This window comes from Lutibacter sp., assembly GCF_030692605.1.
GTDB lineage: Bacteria > Bacteroidota > Bacteroidia > Flavobacteriales > Flavobacteriaceae > Lutibacter.
The window spans coordinates 34,795-52,350 of sequence record NZ_JAUYUD010000095.1 but is presented as its reverse complement, the minus strand read 5'-3'; the positions used below and the strand labels follow the sequence as shown (position 1 = coordinate 52,350).

14 protein-coding genes are annotated in these 17,556 nt (G+C 31.5%); 2 read left to right on the top strand and 12 right to left on the bottom strand.

The features are described from left to right. Nucleotides 1-148 precede the first annotated feature (148 nt). From scpA to Q8S45_RS09780, 8 genes are all read right to left on the bottom strand, one after another. Nucleotides 149-2,281, bottom strand: a complete 2,133-nt coding sequence (gene scpA, locus Q8S45_RS09815) for a methylmalonyl-CoA mutase (RefSeq protein ID WP_305604215.1) — start codon at nucleotides 2,279-2,281, stop codon at nucleotides 149-151. A gap of 95 nt (nucleotides 2,282-2,376) precedes the next feature. Then, nucleotides 2,377-4,182 (bottom strand): methylmalonyl-CoA mutase family protein, encoded by a 1,806-nt coding sequence (locus Q8S45_RS09810; protein ID WP_305604213.1) that lies wholly within the window; start codon nucleotides 4,180-4,182, stop codon nucleotides 2,377-2,379. 188 nt (nucleotides 4,183-4,370) lie between these two features. Beyond that, the gene (locus Q8S45_RS09805) at nucleotides 4,371-5,693 is read right to left on the bottom strand and encodes a sodium ion-translocating decarboxylase subunit beta (protein ID WP_305604211.1); all 1,323 of its coding nucleotides are present in this window, start codon (nucleotides 5,691-5,693) and stop codon (nucleotides 4,371-4,373) included. Nucleotides 5,694-5,748: 55 nt separating this feature from the next. After that, nucleotides 5,749-6,165, bottom strand: coding sequence for an acetyl-CoA carboxylase biotin carboxyl carrier protein subunit (locus Q8S45_RS09800; protein WP_305604209.1), 417 nt, complete (start codon nucleotides 6,163-6,165; stop codon nucleotides 5,749-5,751). 64 nt (nucleotides 6,166-6,229) lie between these two features. Continuing rightward, nucleotides 6,230-6,592, bottom strand: a complete 363-nt coding sequence (locus tag Q8S45_RS09795; RefSeq protein ID WP_305604207.1) for an OadG family transporter subunit — start codon at nucleotides 6,590-6,592, stop codon at nucleotides 6,230-6,232. A gap of 1 nt (nucleotide 6,593) precedes the next feature. Next, nucleotides 6,594-8,153 carry an acyl-CoA carboxylase subunit beta gene (locus Q8S45_RS09790; protein WP_305604205.1) on the bottom strand — a complete coding sequence of 520 codons (1,560 nt, stop codon included), beginning with the start codon at nucleotides 8,151-8,153 and terminating at the stop codon, nucleotides 6,594-6,596. Nucleotides 8,154-8,180: 27 nt separating this feature from the next. Further along, nucleotides 8,181-8,582, bottom strand: coding sequence for a methylmalonyl-CoA epimerase (gene mce, locus Q8S45_RS09785; RefSeq protein ID WP_305604201.1), 402 nt, complete (start codon nucleotides 8,580-8,582; stop codon nucleotides 8,181-8,183). A gap of 309 nt (nucleotides 8,583-8,891) precedes the next feature. Beyond that, nucleotides 8,892-9,854: an NAD-dependent epimerase/dehydratase family protein gene (locus tag Q8S45_RS09780; protein WP_305604198.1), complete on the bottom strand. Its 963-nt coding sequence runs from the start codon at nucleotides 9,852-9,854 to the stop codon at nucleotides 8,892-8,894. A gap of 141 nt (nucleotides 9,855-9,995) precedes the next feature. Here Q8S45_RS09780 and Q8S45_RS09775 point away from each other — a divergent pair, with 141 nt between their 5' ends. Then, complete coding sequence (locus tag Q8S45_RS09775; protein ID WP_305604197.1) at nucleotides 9,996-10,601, top strand: hypothetical protein; 606 nt, start codon at nucleotides 9,996-9,998, stop codon at nucleotides 10,599-10,601. A gap of 2 nt (nucleotides 10,602-10,603) precedes the next feature. Beyond that, nucleotides 10,604-11,122 (top strand): nuclear transport factor 2 family protein, encoded by a 519-nt coding sequence (locus Q8S45_RS09770; RefSeq protein ID WP_305604196.1) that lies wholly within the window; start codon nucleotides 10,604-10,606, stop codon nucleotides 11,120-11,122. A 2-nt stretch (nucleotides 11,123-11,124) separates the two neighbouring features. On the opposite strand, the gene Q8S45_RS09765 is transcribed toward Q8S45_RS09770, so the two are convergent. The 4 genes from Q8S45_RS09765 to Q8S45_RS09750 are packed head-to-tail and all read right to left on the bottom strand — an operon-like array spanning nucleotide 11,125 to nucleotide 17,556. Further along, nucleotides 11,125-11,604: a regulatory protein RecX gene (locus tag Q8S45_RS09765; RefSeq protein WP_305604195.1), complete on the bottom strand. Its 480-nt coding sequence runs from the start codon at nucleotides 11,602-11,604 to the stop codon at nucleotides 11,125-11,127. Between the two features lie 5 nt (nucleotides 11,605-11,609). Further along, a complete protein-coding gene (locus Q8S45_RS09760; protein WP_305604194.1) occupies nucleotides 11,610-15,035 on the bottom strand; it encodes an efflux RND transporter permease subunit in 3,426 nt (1,141 codons plus the stop codon). A 30-nt stretch (nucleotides 15,036-15,065) separates the two neighbouring features. Continuing rightward, the gene (locus tag Q8S45_RS09755; protein ID WP_305604192.1) at nucleotides 15,066-16,199 is read right to left on the bottom strand and encodes an efflux RND transporter periplasmic adaptor subunit; all 1,134 of its coding nucleotides are present in this window, start codon (nucleotides 16,197-16,199) and stop codon (nucleotides 15,066-15,068) included. Nucleotides 16,200-16,212: 13 nt separating this feature from the next. Then, nucleotides 16,213-17,556 (bottom strand): TolC family protein, encoded by a 1,344-nt coding sequence (locus Q8S45_RS09750; protein ID WP_305604190.1) that lies wholly within the window; start codon nucleotides 17,554-17,556, stop codon nucleotides 16,213-16,215.

Sequence of the window (17,556 nt, the reverse complement as noted above, 5' to 3'; positions counted from 1 at the left end):
TTGAAGTGCAAAAATAGTATTCTAAATTTTAATAATTGTAAAAATAAAAGTCTGCTTAAGAAGTATTTGAAACCCGTCATTCTGAAACAAGTTCAGGTTGACGAAGGTTTACTTTTTAAGCAGCCTTAAAATATAATAAGCTAGAATTTTATTCTTTCTCCAAATATTTTTCCATGATAGTAATAGCAGATTCAGAAATTACAGTTCCAGGACCAAAAATGGCTGCTACTTTACGTTTTAGTAAATAATCATAATCTTGTGCTGGAATAACTCCACCTGCAAAAACCATAATATCAGGTCTGCCCAATTTTTCTAATTCACCTATTAATTGAGGAATTAATGTTTTATGTCCAGCTGCTAAACTTGATGCCCCAACAAAGTGAACATCATTTTCAATGGCTTGTTTAGCAACCTCTTCGGGCGTTTGGAATAAAGATCCCATATCAACATCAAAACCTAAATCTGCAAAACTAGAAGCTACAACTTTAGCACCTCTGTCATGACCATCCTGACCCATTTTGGCAATCATTACTCGTGGTCTGCGTCCTTCAATTTCAGCAAATTTATCTGCTAATTTTTGAGCTTTTGCAAACGTAACATCGTTATTTACTTCTTTACCGTACACTCCACTTATTAATTTATTATCTGCTTTATGACGACCAAAATGAACTTCTAAAGCATCTGAAATTTCACCTAAAGTAGCAAAATTTTCAGCAGCTTTAACAGCTAAGGCTAATAAATTGCCTTTGCCAGTTTCAGCACAATAAGACAATGCAGCAATATTTGCATCAACTACTGCCTGATCTCTATTTTCTCTAAGTTTTTTCAAACGTTCAATTTGAGAATCTCTTACAACTGTATTGTCAACCTCTAAAATTTCTATATTAGATTTTTCAGTTGTTTTGAATTTGTTTACTCCCACCAAAATGTCTTGTCCAGAATCTAATCGTGCTTGTTTACGGGCTGACGCTTCTTCAATTCGCATTTTTGGAACACCAGTTTCAATAGCTTTTGCCATTCCGCCAAGTTCTTCAACTTCTTCAATTAATTTCCAAGCTTTTTTAGCAATTTCCTGTGTTAAATATTCAACATAATAACTTCCAGCCCAAGGATCAACTGCTTTTGTAATTTGTGTTTCATCTTGAATAAAAATTTGCGTGTTACGTGCAATTCTCGCTGAGAAATCTGTAGGTAAAGCAATTGCCTCATCCAATGCGTTTGTGTGTAAACTTTGTGTTCCACCTAATCCAGCAGCCATTGCCTCAATACAAGTTCTGGCTACATTGTTAAACGGATCTTGCTCACTTAAACTCCATCCAGAAGTTTGGCTATGGGTGCGTAATGCCATTGATTTTGGATTTTGTGGGTTGAAAGATTTTATGATTTTTGCCCAAAGCATACGTGCAGCACGCATTTTTGCAATTTCCATAAAGTGATTCATTCCAACTGCCCAGAAAAATGATAATCGAGGTGCAAATTCATCAATTTTTAAACCTGAAGCCAATCCAGTTCTAATGTATTCCATTCCATCAGCTAAGGTATATGCTAACTCAATATCAGCTGTGGCACCAGCTTCTTGCATATGGTAACCACTAATAGAAATAGAGTTAAACTTAGGCATATTTTTAGTGGTATAATCAAAAATATCACCAATAATTTTCATTGAAGGTAATGGTGGATAGATATAAGTATTTCTAACCATAAATTCTTTTAAAATATCATTTTGAATGGTTCCACTTAATTGATCTAAGGCAACGCCTTGTTTTCTTGCAGCGGCGATGTAAAATGCCATAATGGGCAATACAGCACCATTCATAGTCATTGAAACTGACATTTTATCTAATGGAATTTGATCGAATAAAATTTCCATATCTAAAATAGAATCAATGGCAACACCTGCTTTACCAACATCACCAGTTACACGAGGGTGATCTGAATCGTACCCTCGGTGTGTAGCTAAATCGAAGGCGACTGAAAGTCCTTTCTGACCTGCAGCCAAGTTTCTTCTATAGAATGCATTTGATTCTTCGGCAGTAGAAAAACCTGCATATTGACGCACTGTCCAAGGTTGAGAAACATACATTGTACTGTAAGGTCCTCTAGTAAAAGGAGGTAAGCCTGCGGCAAATTTTAAATGTTCCGCATCTTTTATATCATCTTTTGTAAAATGTTTTTTTACTGGGATTCCTTCTGGAGTATTCCAAACGTCTTTATTCTCTGAAGCGGCAACTGTTTGTTTAGTTGATGAATTTAGTTTTATATCTGAAAAATCTGGTTTCATCTGTTATTTTTTATTTGATTTAATTGTCAGATGGAATTAGCTAATAATCATTTAGATTTATAAAAATCGTAGAGTACTGGCTTATTTCATACTTCTTAGGATTTAATAGTTTTTTGAATTTTTTTCTGAATGTTTGAAAGTGTAGTTATAACATCTGATTTCATGTTAACACAACCATCTAATCCAACTTCAGTTAATTCACTTAAATTTGCCGGAGCTCCAGCCAATAGCAATACTTTATCAGTGTTTAATGCTCTAAATGCTTTTACAAAAGATACTGCATTTTCATCATAATCTTGGTCCGAACTGCAAATTACAACTACATTAGAATTCGATTTTGCGCTTTCTTGGGCAGCTTCTATGGCCGATAAAAAACTTTTTTCTTGCAAAACATTATAACCACTTACTCCAATAAAATCATACGCAAAAGCAGCTCTGGCTTTACGCATTGTTAAATTTCCAAAACTTGTTAATTCAACTGTTGGTCGAATGCTTGTTTTTGCAACAAATTCTTCGGTGGTTTTTCTAACCGCTTCAATTTCTAATGAAGCTCTTCTAGGTTTTAAAACTTTGGAGTTTGCAATAGAGCCAGATGAAAGTAAGGCTGAATCAACCGTTTCCATTAAATTTGGATACTTGTTAACTCCAACCATTGGTAATCTTCTTTGGCTAATTAACTTTATTTTTTCCTGACGAATTTCAGCAATTTGCTGTTGAATGATTTCGCTTTCGAAAGCGGTGTAAAAACCGCCTTTTATTTCAATTTCTTTGAATAATTCTAATGCTTTTTCAGCAATTTTAATGGTTACTTCTTCAATATAATAACTTCCATCTACCGGATTTGAAACTTTTCCAAAGTACGATTCTTCTTTTAATATGGTTGAAATATTACCCGCTATTCTACTTGAAAAATTTGAAAATTCATTAAATTCTTTATCATAAGCATCAATTAAAACTCCGTTTACATTTCCTAAAATAGCTGACATTGCCTCAGTGGTTGCGCGTAATAAGTTGGTATGGGCATCGGTAATTGACTTACTCCAAACTGAAGTTTTTGCAGTTATGGTATTTGAAAATTCGAAAACATTGTATTTTGAGGCTATCTCGGCAAGTAAATTATTGAAAGCTCTAAATTTTCCAATTTCAACAAAATATTCTGAACCAATGGCTAATTGAAAGTTTAGGTTGTTAAATATTGTTTGGACTTCAATTTTTCTTTCAGTTAGTTTTTCTATTAAGAAAACCAATGAATTTAAAGTATAAGCAACTTCTTGAACTTGGTTTGCCCCTGAATCTAAATATTCTGTTCCAGAAACTGTAATGGCTTTATAATTAGGATACTTTTTAGCTAAATTAACTAAAGAAGAAATGGTGTCAAAATCACTTGAATTAAAATTTCCTATTGTTACATAATTAGAAAATAAATGTGTATTAAAATAACCTTTTAAATTTTCTAAAGCTATAAGTTTCTCATTTACAAATGCAAAAAAATCTGTTGCAAAAGCAACTTCATTTGATGTTAAATTAAATGAAATAGCTATTTGGTTTAAATCGATTCCATCTAATAATTTAGCAACGGACACGTTTTCTTTTATTTCAAAAATTAATCCGTTTATTCCTTCTTCAATTGCCTTTAACCCCAATTTATTTCCATTCTCAGCATCGGTTACATTTATGTTTCGGTAGTTAATTAAAGATTGAGAGTTTTCACCAGTATTTTTTAAATAAGCAATACAGTCTTCTACATTATAAAAAGGTTGAATGTCAATTTTACTTAAATTTTTCCACACTAATTTTCGGTTGAAATCGTCACCTTTTAAATCAATGGTCACTTTTTCCATCCATTCTTGTTTGGTAACAGGGCTGAATTCGGAAAAAAGAGATTTATTTTTATTATTCATATTTTGTTTTATTAATTGTGATATCATTATTTGTTGTTAAAAATAACTTTTACTTAAAATTATTTAACCCTATTGCTACTTCCAAATCTATCGAAAAAAATGGTTTTGCAGCTTTTTCGTTTTCATTAAATTATAAATTTTTATTTATTTTACCTTATTAGATTTTGATTTTATAATCAATAGAATACTTAATTCCCTAAAAAACTCAATATGATACCTGCAGCAACTGCAGAACCGATAACGCCAGCAACGTTAGGTGCCATAGCATGCATTAGTAAATAGTTGTGTGGATCTGCTTTTTGCCCCACGGCATGAACAACCCTCGCACTATCGGGCACTGCAGAAACTCCTGCGGCACCAATTAACGGATTTAGTTTTTCATCCTCTTTTAAGAATAGGTTCATAAATTTAGCAAAGAGCAAACCACCTGCAGTTGCAATAATAAATGAGACTGCTCCCAATCCGAAGATTAACATAGAATCTTTTGTAATAAAAATATCGGCCTGTGTTGAAGCTCCAACAGTAACTCCTAAAAGAATGGTTACAATATCAATCATTTTAGTACGAGCAGTATCTGCCAAACGTTCTGTTCTTCCAGATTCTTTTAATAAATTTCCAAAGAACAGCATACCCAATAATGGTAAAGCACTTGGAGATATAAATGTTGTTAATAACAATCCAGCAATTGGAAAAATCATTTTTTCTTTTTGAGAAACCGCTCTTGGGGGTTTCATTCTAATTAAGCGTTCTTTTTTAGTTGTAAGTAGTTTCATAATTGGAGGCTGAATGACTGGTACTAAAGCCATATATGAATATGCGGCAATTGCTATTGGTCCAATTAAGTTTTTTACAGTTGTTCCATCGGGCAATAAATTAATTCCATTTGCTAATTTTGATGAAAGGAAAATTGCGGTTGGGCCATCTGCACCACCAATAATTCCAATTGCTCCAGCTTCAGGAAGACTGAATCCTAAATACAAAGCACCTATAAAAGTTGCGAAAACACCTATTTGAGCAGCAGCCCCTAATAGCATTAATTTTGGGTTAGCAATTAATGAAGAAAAATCCGTCATTGCGCCAATTCCCAAAAAAATGAGCGGAGGATAAATCCCTTTTGCAACCCCAAAATAGAGGTAATTTAAAACAGAACCTGTTTCATAAATTCCTGTTTGATAACCAGAAACAAAAGGGATGTTTCCAATCATAACACCCGCACCAATTGGTATTAAGAGCAGTGGTTCATAGTCAAATTTTATACCTAAGTATATAAATATAATTCCAATTAAAATCATAAATAAATGGCCAGCTGTAGCATTAGCAAAACCAGTATAATGATAAAATTGTTTAATTCCGTCAAAAGCCTCATCAATAAAAGCTTCAGTTGATGTTTCTTCATTCTGTTCAATTGTATTAGATGCAATTGTGCTGGTTGAATTAGTGCCTAATCCGAGCGCAGGCCTAATACAAACTAGCAAAGAAATAACTCCAAATATTAATAATATTTTCTTCATTTTTTATTATTTTTTAGAAATGGTTTTAAGTTAAAAACCATTGCGTGCTAGTTTTTTATGTAAGTTCAACCATTAATTCGTTTTGCAATACTTGTTGTCCTGCTACAACATGTATGGCAGTAACAGTACCTGCTTTTTCAGAAGCAATATTGTTTTCCATTTTCATTGCCTCTAACACTAACAATCTGTCACCTACTTTAATAATATCACCAACTTTTACATCTATAGTCAATACGGTACCAGGTATAGGGGCACTAATTTTAGCACTTGATGTGTTTGCACTCATTTTTAATGGCTCAGGACTTTTTGAAGCAGAACGAACAAAAGTGGGCGTTTTGGTTACTTTAATTTCTTCCTTTAATTTAACAGAATAGGAAGTTCCGTTTACCTCTAAATCTATAATATTATCTTCATGGGATAGAATTCTAACATTATAATTATTCTCATATATCCTAAATTTAAAATTTTTCATTTTTATATATTTTTTAATGTATGCGAATTGACTAATTGAAATACGGCATACTAATTTTAGTTATTTATTTGAGTATATTATGTATACCATATATTTTAGAACTCCATGGAGAATATAATTTACGCGCTTGTTTAATGGTAAGCACGGTATTTTCTGTATCGTGTTGTTCCCTTAAATATAAGTGAATTGCTGTTGCAATTGCTGCCGCTATTTCACCGGTAAACTTCTCATCTGCCTCAATAGCAATATCTTTTATTTTTTTGTCTCTTCCTTTGGTTAAAATTTTATAGGTATATAGTAAAATTGGTAAACCATATTTGAAAAACATAGTGAGTAAGAATAATGAAAGAAATACAATTATTAATCCAGTGATTAAAATAACGTAGCCCTCACTCATTTGATCTATATATAATGTTGTTGGGATCATATTATAATGGAATGTTTGAATGTTTTTTAGGTGGATTTACTACTTTTTTATTTGCTAACATTTCTAATCCTCTTATAATTCGGAAACGGGTATTTCTAGGTTCAATTACATCATCAATAAACCCATATTTTGCAGCTACATAAGGATTCGCAAACTTGGTATTGTATTCATCTTCTTTTAGTTCTATATAAAGAAGTTTCTCATCGGCATCTTCAATTTTATCTATATTTGAACTTTCCAATACTTCAACAGCTCCTTTAGCTCCCATTACTGCAATTTCTGCAGTTGGCCAAGCATAATTTAAATCGCCCCTTAATTGTTTGCAACTCATTACATCATGTGCACCACCATAAGATTTGCGAAGCGTTATGGTAACTTTTGGAACAGTAGCTTCTCCATAAGCAAATAATAATTTTGCTCCGTGCAGAATAATTCCGCCATATTCCTGACCTGTTCCAGGCAGAAAACCTGGTACGTCAACTAACGTTACGATGGGAATGTTGAATGCATCACAAAAACGTACAAAACGGGCTGCTTTTCTTGAAGCTTCACAATCTAAAACCCCAGCAAAGAATTTTGGTTGATTTGCAACAATACCTACTGAACGACCATTAAAACGGCCAAAACCAACAACAATATTTCTTGCATAATTTCTATGTACTTCAGTAAAATCACCATAATCAATAATGGTAGAAATAACATCTAAAATGTCATATGGTTTATTGGCATTTTCAGGAATAATTTCATTTAATTTGTCATCCAATCTATCAATTGGGTCGTCACAAACTAAGGATGGTGGTTCTTCCAAGTTATTTGAAGGAAGATAACTCATAAGCTTTCTAATTAATAATAAGTTTTCTTCGTCGTTATCAGCTAAAAAGTGAGCCACACCTGATTTTGTTGCGTGAATTTGTGCACCACCTAATTGTTCGGCCGTAACAATTTCACCGGTAACGGATTGCACAACTTTTGGCCCTGTTACAAACATGTAACTTGTTTGGTCGGTCATAATTGTAAAATCTGTTAAAGCTGGAGAATAAACCGCACCACCAGCACAAGGTCCTAAAATGGCTGAAATTTGAGGAATTACACCTGAGGCCATAATATTTCTTTGGAAAATTTCGGCGTAACCTGCTAAAGATCTAACACCTTCTTGAATACGAGCACCACCGCTATCATTTAAGCCAATTACAGGAACTCCTATTTTCATTGCCATATCCATTATCTTACATATTTTTAATGCGTATGTTTCAGATAATGAACCTCCAAACACTGTGAAATCTTGGGAAAACACATATACAATTCTTCCGTCAATTGTTCCATGACCAGTAATAACACCATCAGAAAGGTAAATTTGTTTATCTAGTCCAAAAGATTTTGTTCTGTGTGTTACAAACATATCAAACTCTTCAAAACTATTTTCATCTAAAAGGATGTCAATTCGTTCACGAGCTGTTAATTTTCCTTTTGCATGTTGAGATTCAATACGTTTTTCGCCACCGCCTAACTTTGCTTTAACTCGTTTTTCTATAAGTTCATTAATTTTATCTTGATTTGCCATTATATTTTATTTTTTACCTAACTATTTTTATTTTGAACAAAGTTCAGTAAGTACTCCTTGTGTAGATTTTGGGTGAAGAAAACCAATATTTAAACCTTCAGCTCCTTTGCGAGAAACTTTATCTACAAGTGTTACGCCTTTATCTTCAGCTAATTTTAATGCTTCTGAAGCATTTTCAACAGCAAAAGCTATATGATGAATTCCTTGGCCTTTTTTCTCAATAAATTTTCCGATAGGACCTTCAGCTGAAGTGCTTTCTAATAGTTCAATTTTTGTGGCGCCTACCAAAAAAAAGGCTGTTTTCACTTTCTGATCAACAACCTCTTCTATAGAATAGCATTTTAAGCCCAACACTTCTTCATAATATTTTATTGATTCTTCTAAATTATTTACGGCAATACCAATGTGCTCAATATGTGAAATATTCATAAATTATATATTTTATTAATTCAAATTTATATTTATCATTAAATATGAGTGTAAAAATTGAATTTTATTCAAAAAAAATTTTTATTGAACAAAATTAAGAGGAACCAAAGGTTAAACTTATGATAATTATCACTAGTATAATTAATTTGCGAAATCGATGTAGTTTTTTTATTAATTTTTAATAAAACGTAAAGGGTTAGTTCATTTGGAAACAGGTTGATATATAAGAAAAATCTAAAATGTGTTTTGATATTTTTCCTTAAAAAAGGATTGAAATAATAGAACTTGGGTTTATTAAAAAATTAAATTTTATTTAATTTTTGTACGGTACTTAATTTTCAAATTATCCAACATTATTGAAGTCATTTTTTTAACCCCTACAGAATGATTCCAGCCCCAATCTTCTCTTGCACGAGAGTCATCAATGCTTTTTGGCCAACTGTCTGCTATTTTTTGTCTGAAATCTGTTTTATAAGAAATTTCAAAACTAGGAAGATGTTTTTTTATTTCATTAAAAAGTTCTTCTGGTGTAAAACTCATTGCTGCCAAATTATAAGACGATCGTATTTTAATAGTTTCCGACGGTGCATCCATAATGTTAATTGTAGCATTTATGGCGTCATCAATATACATCATAGGCAACATAGTGTTTTCACTTAAAAAAGAAGTGTATTTATTTTCTAAAATAGCCCGATGATAAATATCTACAGCATAATCAGTTGTTCCACCTCCTGGAATTGCTTTCCAACTTATAATTCCTGGGTAGCGGATACTTCGTACATCTACTCCGAACTTGTTAAAATAATATTCGCACCAACGTTCTCCGGCTTGTTTGCTTATTCCATAAACCGTTGAGGGTTCCATCACGGTTTCTTGGGGTGCATTTATTTTTGGAGTTGTTGGACCAAAAACAGCGATAGAACTAGGCCAAAAAACTTTTTTTATTTTTTTAGCTTTAGCTAAATTTAGAACATGAAATAACGAATTCATATTTAATTCCCATGCTTTTTCTGGATATTTTTCTCCTGTTGCTGAAAGCATTGCAGCCATTAAGTAAACTTCTGTAATTTGGTATTTTTGAATCACGTTTAGAATACTCTCATAATCCATAGCGTTTATAAATTCAAAAGGTCCAGAGTGCATTAATTCATCACTTCCTTCATGTATATCCGAAGCTACAATAGAATTTTGACCATTAATATCGCGTAACTTTAAGGTTAATTCAGTTCCAATTTGACCGCAGGCGCCAATAACTAAAATAGTGTTTTTCATAATTTCATTACCATCATTTAACAAAGTTCAAATATACAGAAATTAAAATGTTGAATTTAAACATTGTCTTTTTTATCAAAATGATAATTTATTTAACAAATAGCTTATTAATTGCTATTTTTGGAGATCATTAAATTAATTATGAAATTTATTCATTCAATTTTACTGCTTATATTATTTGTTGGAATCTCTTGTAAGTATAACACGAAGGATGAGGATTCTTCTAAAAAGACTGATTCATTGGCTGTGATTTCAAATAGAATTTCAAACAGTATTGGTGAAACCCTAATACCTAGCGCATTAGAAGAAGTTAAAAATTGGAAAGAATATGTAGAAGTTGATAAATTTATGTTACAGTTTTATTCAATAACCCCAACGGAAGCACTTTCTAATGCGAAAGAATTATCAACTCTTGTGGGTCAAATGAAGGATTCTATTCGCGTTGAAAAATTTAAAGAATTAAGTGTTGTTTCTAGACTAAATGTGCTTCATAATCAAACACTGAGATTAGCAGATATGGCAACTATTTCGACAATTACCAATGAAGAGGTAAAAGATGAAGTTGAAAAAATAGTGTTATTGTATGGTTCTTTAAATGCAAAGATTAACACTATTTATAAAACTGAAGAAATTCAAAATAACTTAGAATTTGATGCTGAAGCTCCAATTATGGAGGAAACGGGTGAAAAAGTTTTACCTAAACCTTTTATTAGTCCCGATAAAAGAAATGTTTTAAAAAAACAGTAAATATGAAAAAAATAATTTTTACCATAATTTGTTTCACTTTTTTGAGTTGTAATAATCTTAAAAAAAACAAAGTGGATGTGTCTTTTGAAAATAAAAAAAATGAGATCAATGCGTTCATAGATTCTTGGCATAAAAGTGCTTCGGATGCTAATTATGATTTATATTTTAATGGAATGACAAGTCAAAGTGTTTTTATTGGAACCGATGCCTATGAAAACTGGAAAATAGATGAATTTAAATCATTCAGTAAGCCTTATTTTGATAAAGGGAAAGCTTGGAGTTTTACAAGTTTAGAGCGAAATGTGTATTTAAATTTCAATGGAGATATGGGTTGGTTTGATGAATTATTAGATACTCATATGGGAATTTGTAGAGGTTCTGGAGTAGTTGTACTTGATAACGGTACTTGGAAAATTGAACATTATGTATTGTCCCTTACCATTCCAAATGATAATGTTGATAAGGTAACAGCCATTAATAAAAAGATGGATGATGAATTTAAAAGTTCACTTAAAAAATAAAATCATTTTTTAGTACTTAAGGTTTTTGTAACCTCATAAATATGTTGTTGTTCGTATCCTTTTGAAATTAAAAAATTGGTGAGTTTTGCCTTTTTTTTATAAGAGTCAGGTTCTTTTAATTGATTAAATTTTTTTAGTGCAATTTTTTCAAGAGTGTTAATGTAAGCAACTTCATCTATTTCATTTAGGGCTGATTTTATATTGTATGAAGATATATTTTTGAATTGCAGTTCATTAGTAATTTTAATTTTTCCCCAATTTTTAATAGAAAATTTTCCTCGTGCAAAAGCTTTTGCAAAACGCTCCTCATTTAAGAAATTATGTTTTAATAAATGAAGTATTATTATTTCTTTAGCTTCAGCAATCATATTTAAATCGTACAATTTTTGTTCCACTTCCTTATGGCAACGTTCCTGATAAGCACAATAACCTTCTAAAACTTTTGTGGCTTCTTCAACAGTGTACGATTTTTGATTTTTCATATAATTTATTGTTTATAACGGAACTTAATTTTCAAATTATTGAGCATAGAATACATTACAGGAACAATAATTAAAGTTAAGAAGGTTGCAAATGTTAATCCAAATATAATGGTCCAAGACATTGGTCCCCAAAAGGCAACATTTTCTCCTCCAATATAAAATTGGGGGTCAAACTCAGTAAACAAGGTCATAAAGTTTAGGTTTATTCCTATTGCTAGAGGTAACAAACCTAATATGGTTGTTATTGCTGTTAATAAAACAGGTCTTAAACGTGTTTTTCCACCTTCAACAATACTTTCATAAATTAATTCTTTTGTAAAGGTGCCAGCTTCTAAACCAAATTCAACTCTTTTACGTTCCATAATTAAATTGGTATAATCTATAAGTACAATGGCGTTATTAACCACAATTCCTGCTAATGAAATAATACCAATCATAGTCATCATTATAACAAATTCCATTCTAAAAATAATTAAGCCAAATAATACACCAATTAAACTTAAAACTACAGTTAATGAAATTATAATTGGAGTTGATGTTGAATTAAACTGCCCAACAAGAATTAAAAATATTAGAAAAACTGCAATTAAAAGTGCTTTACTTAAAAAGGCCATTTCTTTAGCTTGTGTTTCTTGTTCGCCAGTAAATGAAAGTGAAATGTTTTTTGGTAAATGGTAATTTTCTAAGGCTTTCTGAATTTGAGCATTGATATCAGTAGCGTTATAATTTTCTACTACATTAGAGAAAATTGTAATTACTCTATTTAGATCTTTACGCTTTACAGCACTAAAGGTTGAGGACTTCTCTGCATGAGCAATGGCTGAAATGGGTACTTGTACGATTTTACCATCGCTTTGATTTCTAAACGTTATTTTTTGATTTATTAATGCGTCAATATTATAACGATATTTATTTGACAATCTAATATTAATCGGGTAATCATCTTCACCATCTTTAAAAGTAGAAATTTCTTTACCAAATAATGAAGTTCTTAAAACATCGCCAACCTGTCCTGTAGAAACATTTAAACTTCGTGCTTTTAGACGATCTATTATGATTGGTAATTCTGGTTTACCTTGTTCAACATCTAATTTTAATTCTTCAATTCCTAAAATATTTGAGTTATTAATAAACTGTTTAATATCTTCAGCCGAAGCTAATAATTCTTCATAATCATCACCCGAAACTTCTATATTAATTGGAGCGCCAGTTGGAGGCCCGTCAGCGGGCCTATCTACTGTAATATTTACTCCTGGAAATTCTTGAACTAATTCTCTAATTTCAATTAATACATCATCGGTACTAATTCCTTCTCTATCCATAAATTTTACAAAGTCGACTGTAATTCTAGCTTTATTTGGTGTGGTTCCACCTTGTTGACCTTGATTTGGATCGCTTGTACCTTCACCTACTTGACCTATAACAGAAGTTATTAGGGTATTTTCTCCATTTACTTCGTATTTTTTAAGATGATTTTGAATTTTAGCTTCAATTTCTTTTGAAAGCTTGTTGGTTGCTTCTATGTCTGTACCAATAGGGTATTCCAAATAAACATATACTTGTTTTGGAGGTGTTTCTGGAAAGAAAAGAACTTTGGGTGGAAAAATCCCAAATAATATAATGGCAAATATTAGTAGGCCAAAAGTTCCAAAAAAGAACCGTCTTGGTCTATTATCATACAATGAAAATTGCAATGTTTTTTCATAAAATTTCTCTAAACGAGGTAAAAATATATTTTGAAACCACGCAGTTGCAGGAGTTAAAAATTTGGTATTTACAACCCTTAATAATCCTGCTAAAACAAGTAATAATCCAATTGCATTTAAGGCTTTTATTTCTGAAATTAATCCTCCAATTATAAAAAGAACTCCAATAGTAAAAAGTAAGCTACTATAAAATAAAATATTTTTAAAATTTACTTCATCTTCCTTAATTTTCATAAAAACTGAAGTAAGAACAGGATTTATAACCAAGGCTACAAATAAAGACGAACTCAACACTATAATGAGAGTTATTGGTAAATAACGCATAAATTCACCCATAATTCCTGGCCAAAAAGCCAAAGGTAAAAATGCAGCTAATGTGGTTGCCGTTGATGCAATAATTGGTATAGCAACTTCACCAACTCCATATTTTGCAGCATCAATTTTAGAATATCCTTCATCCAATAATCTATAAATATTTTCAACTACAACAATTCCATTATCAACCAACATTCCCAATGCAATTACTAACGAGAATAGCACCATAGTATTTAAAGTTACCCCTAAAGCACTTAAAATAATAAACGACATAAACATAGAAAGTGGAATTGCAATACCCACAAAAAGGGCATTTCTAATTCCAAGGAAAAACAGCAATACTAAAACAACTAAAATGATTCCTAAAATAATACTATTTTCCAGATCAGATACCATTGTTTTGGTATCGTTTGTTTGGTCGTTGGTCTTAGAAACGTTTAAATTAGAAGGGAAATATTCTTCTTTTGCTTTTGCAATAATTAGATCAATTTGAGTAGAAGCATTAATTAAATTTTCACCACCACGTTTGGTAACGTCCAACATTAAAACAGGCTGTGAAAATTCGCGGGCATAACTCTGTTTTTCTTGTTCCTTAAATGAAACTAGGGCTATATCTCTAAGATAAACAATGTTGTTGTTTTCTTGTTTTACAATAATATCTTCTATCTCTTTGGTTGATTTAAATTCTCCAATAACCCGAACATTTCTACGAATTCCACTTTCTAATAAATCGCCCCCAGAAACAGTCATATTTTCATTTTGAATGGCTTGGGAAATATCATTGAAGCTGATTTGAGAAATTTCCATTTTGTACAAATCAACACTAATTTCCATTTCTTTGTCTTGAATTCCGCGGATATCAACTTTAGTAATTTCAGGAACTTTTTCAATTTCATCTTCTAAATACTCTCCATATTCTTTAAGTTGATCCATAGAAAAATCGCCTGATAAATTAATGTTCATGATGGGCATTAATTCGGCAAAGTTTAATTCTTGCACAGTAGGGTCTGCTGGTAAATCAGTAGGAAAATCTTTACCTGACTTTGCTGCATCTACTTTGTCTTTTACTTTTCGTAAAGCTTCAGTAGGGGTTACGCTGAAATCAAATTTAATTTGAATTGATGAGAACCCTTCAATAGAAGTTGAAACTATTTCGTCAACACCAGAAATGGCATTTATTTCTTTCTCTAAAGGGCGTGTAATTAATTTTTCTATATCCAATGCCGAGTTTCCGGGATATGGAGTTGAAACAAAAACCTCAGGAACTACAATTTCTGGAAATGCCTCTCGTGGCATACTTTGGTATGAAATTATACCCGCCAAGAATATCATTCCAATAATCACAAACACGGTCATTTTGTTATGAATAGACCAAGTTGATAGTTTAAATTCTTTTAATACATTATTCATTTTAATAGTGTTCTAGTGATGATTGACAATTTATTTTTGGTTGATTTTAACAATATCACCTTCTTTTACAATTCTCGATCCTAAGTTTACCAATGTGTCGTTTTTAGTTAATCCTTCGCTAACCAACGTTTCTTTATTGTATTCTTTTTTAACAGTAATTATATTTTTTGCAATCACGTTTCCGCCTTTATTAGACTTAATCGTAAATACATAGTCATTTCCATTTTGATCCTTTTGTACTAATTCGGACGGAATTATTAAACCTTCTTCCTTAAAATCTACTATTTTTAAATTGGTTAATAGATTTGGCTTAATAGTTTGATCTTTATTAGAGATATTTATTCGGGTTTTAAAACTTCTATTATCTGGATTTATATAATTACCAACTTGAGAAATTTTTGAATTAATTTCTTTATTTATAGAGTTAAATTTTAAAACTGTTTCGGTACCAACTTTTACAACGGGTAAATAGGTTTCGGTAACATCGGCTTCAACATACACATTGTCTAAATTTAGAAGGCGAACGGTTGGCATTTGAGGACTTGTTAATTCGCCAATTCTTGGGAAAATTTCATCAACAATTCCGCTGAAAGGAGCAATGATTTTCATTTTTTTAGCTTGAGTTTTTAAAGAAGCAAGGTTGTTTTCTAATCCTTCTTTTTGAGCTTTAGCCTGTAAATATTGCATTTCTGAACCTATTTTTTGATTCCATAAACGCTCTTGTCTATCAAAAGTAGTTTTAGCCAACGTTAATTGCGTATTTAATTCTGCGATACTACTTTTTATAGAAGTGTCATCTAACTGAATCAGTGTTTGACCAGCCGAAACATGCTGACCTTCTTTTACGAAAATAGTTTTCACAGTTCCTCCTAGTTCAGGACTAATTTCAATATTTTTATCTGCCTTAACTACACCTTGAATTTCTATAAAGTGTTTAAAAACATCGTTTTTTACTGGTAAAACAGTGACAATATGAAGCCTTTTGGTGGTATCTAATTTTGAAATTTGATCCTCAATATTTTTTAATTCTTTATTTAAACTATCTATTTGGGTTATTAAGTTTGTTTTTTGAATATTCAGCGTATCAAGAGAGGTTTTTTTAACCTCGTCTCCACAAGAAATTATGAAGGTTGCTGTAATTAGGAGTGCTATTATTTTTTTCATTTTTAAAAATTTTCTAGTTGTTAATTGGTGTGTTTAGGGCATTGTCTAATGCAGCTTTAGTTGCAATTATGTTTAACATTGCTTGTAAATAATTTTGTTGCATTGCGTATAATTGTCGTTGGGATTCCGATAGCTCAAAACTTGTTGAGATTCCTTCAAAGAATTTTATTTGTTGTTTATTCTCAATACGCTCTGCCAATGCTAAATTTTGTTTTGAGGTAGCTAACTCCTCTAGACTATAGTTGTATTCTGTTTTAGCGGCTTCGAGTTGAAGTAATAATTTTTGTTCGGTTTCTGTTAGTTCAGTGGTTGCTTTATCCAACCCAATTTTTGCTTGTTGAGTTCTGGAGCTTCGAGCTAAACTGCTGAAAATTGGAATTTCCAAACTCACACCTAATAAAGAGGAATCGAACCATTTTTGTTCTTTTTTTGTAAAATCGAAGGCTTGCCCAAAACCAGCGTATCCAAAATTCACAAAACTACTCAGGCTTGGCAATGCTTTACTTTGCTCTAACTGAACTAAAAGTTCATTAGCTCTTTGGTTATTTTTAGCAATTTTAAAATCGATATGATTTTCGATAGTTAGTTTGTTTGAAAGCAATTCTATATTGCTGTTTGCAGCAGCCAATTTGCTCAGAGAGTCAATTAATATTACAGATGAATTAATTTCAATTCCCAGTGTAATATTGAGCATTTTATAAGCGATACTGTTTAATTTTTGCGTTTTTGATAATAAACTTTTAAGAGAAGACAAGGTTATTTGTAATTGCTCTACACTTTCTTCTTCAATAAATCCGTTTTTATAAATCTCATTGGTTTCGTTTAAATTTTTTTCTAACGATGAAATATTTTTCTGAATAATTAAAATGCTTTCTTCACTTAAAAGCACGTTACCATAAGCATTTATAACAGCTTCTCTAATTGCTAGTTCGGTTTTTTCTTTTGCGTTTTCAGAAATTTTCAAATAAGTTTTGGCAGATTGTAACCCAACTAAATAAGAGCCATCAAAAATCAGTTGATTTAATGTGGCAGTTGCATTCATACTGTGTTTTGTTCCAAAGGCAATTTCAGCAAATTCGCCAGGATTTCCTCCAAAAAACTCGGCTGGAATTAATGAAACTTGTTGCTTTATCCAATTTTGATAATCTATTTTGGCACTTATTTGAGGTAAACCCATAGTGGTTGTTTCCCATTTTTTCTTTTTGGCAGCGTCAATATCTCGCGTTGCATTAATGGTGGCATAACTGTTTATAAGTGCATAGTCTATTGCTTGCTCAAGAGATAAATTCATTTTTTCCTGAGAAACAGCTGACAAGCTTAAAAATACTGCTAGAGTTATTAGTAGGTGTTGTTTCAT

Excerpts from the sequence above, each read along its gene's own strand:
- mce (WP_305604201.1), bottom strand. The coding sequence starts at position 8,582 with ATGAATATTTCACATATTGAGCACATTGGTATTGCCGTAAATAATTTA.
- Q8S45_RS09765 (WP_305604195.1), bottom strand. The coding sequence starts at position 11,604 with ATGAAAAATCAAAAATCGTACACTGTTGAAGAAGCCACAAAAGTTTTA.
- Q8S45_RS09760 (WP_305604194.1), bottom strand. The coding sequence starts at position 15,035 with ATGAATAATGTATTAAAAGAATTTAAACTATCAACTTGGTCTATTCAT.
- Q8S45_RS09810 (WP_305604213.1), bottom strand. The coding sequence starts at position 4,182 with ATGAATAATAAAAATAAATCTCTTTTTTCCGAATTCAGCCCTGTTACC.
- Q8S45_RS09750 (WP_305604190.1), bottom strand. The coding sequence starts at position 17,556 with ATGAAACAACACCTACTAATAACTCTAGCAGTATTTTTAAGCTTGTCA.
- Q8S45_RS09800 (WP_305604209.1), bottom strand. The coding sequence starts at position 6,165 with ATGAAAAATTTTAAATTTAGGATATATGAGAATAATTATAATGTTAGA.
- Q8S45_RS09805 (WP_305604211.1), bottom strand. The coding sequence starts at position 5,693 with ATGAAGAAAATATTATTAATATTTGGAGTTATTTCTTTGCTAGTTTGT.
- Q8S45_RS09755 (WP_305604192.1), bottom strand. The coding sequence starts at position 16,199 with ATGAAAAAAATAATAGCACTCCTAATTACAGCAACCTTCATAATTTCT.
- Q8S45_RS09795 (WP_305604207.1), bottom strand. The coding sequence starts at position 6,592 with ATGATCCCAACAACATTATATATAGATCAAATGAGTGAGGGCTACGTT.
- Q8S45_RS09780 (WP_305604198.1), bottom strand. The coding sequence starts at position 9,854 with ATGAAAAACACTATTTTAGTTATTGGCGCCTGCGGTCAAATTGGAACT.
- scpA (WP_305604215.1), bottom strand. The coding sequence starts at position 2,281 with ATGAAACCAGATTTTTCAGATATAAAACTAAATTCATCAACTAAACAA.
- Q8S45_RS09790 (WP_305604205.1), bottom strand. The coding sequence starts at position 8,153 with ATGGCAAATCAAGATAAAATTAATGAACTTATAGAAAAACGAGTTAAA.
- Q8S45_RS09775 (WP_305604197.1), top strand. The coding sequence starts at position 9,996 with ATGAAATTTATTCATTCAATTTTACTGCTTATATTATTTGTTGGAATC.
- Q8S45_RS09770 (WP_305604196.1), top strand. The coding sequence starts at position 10,604 with ATGAAAAAAATAATTTTTACCATAATTTGTTTCACTTTTTTGAGTTGT.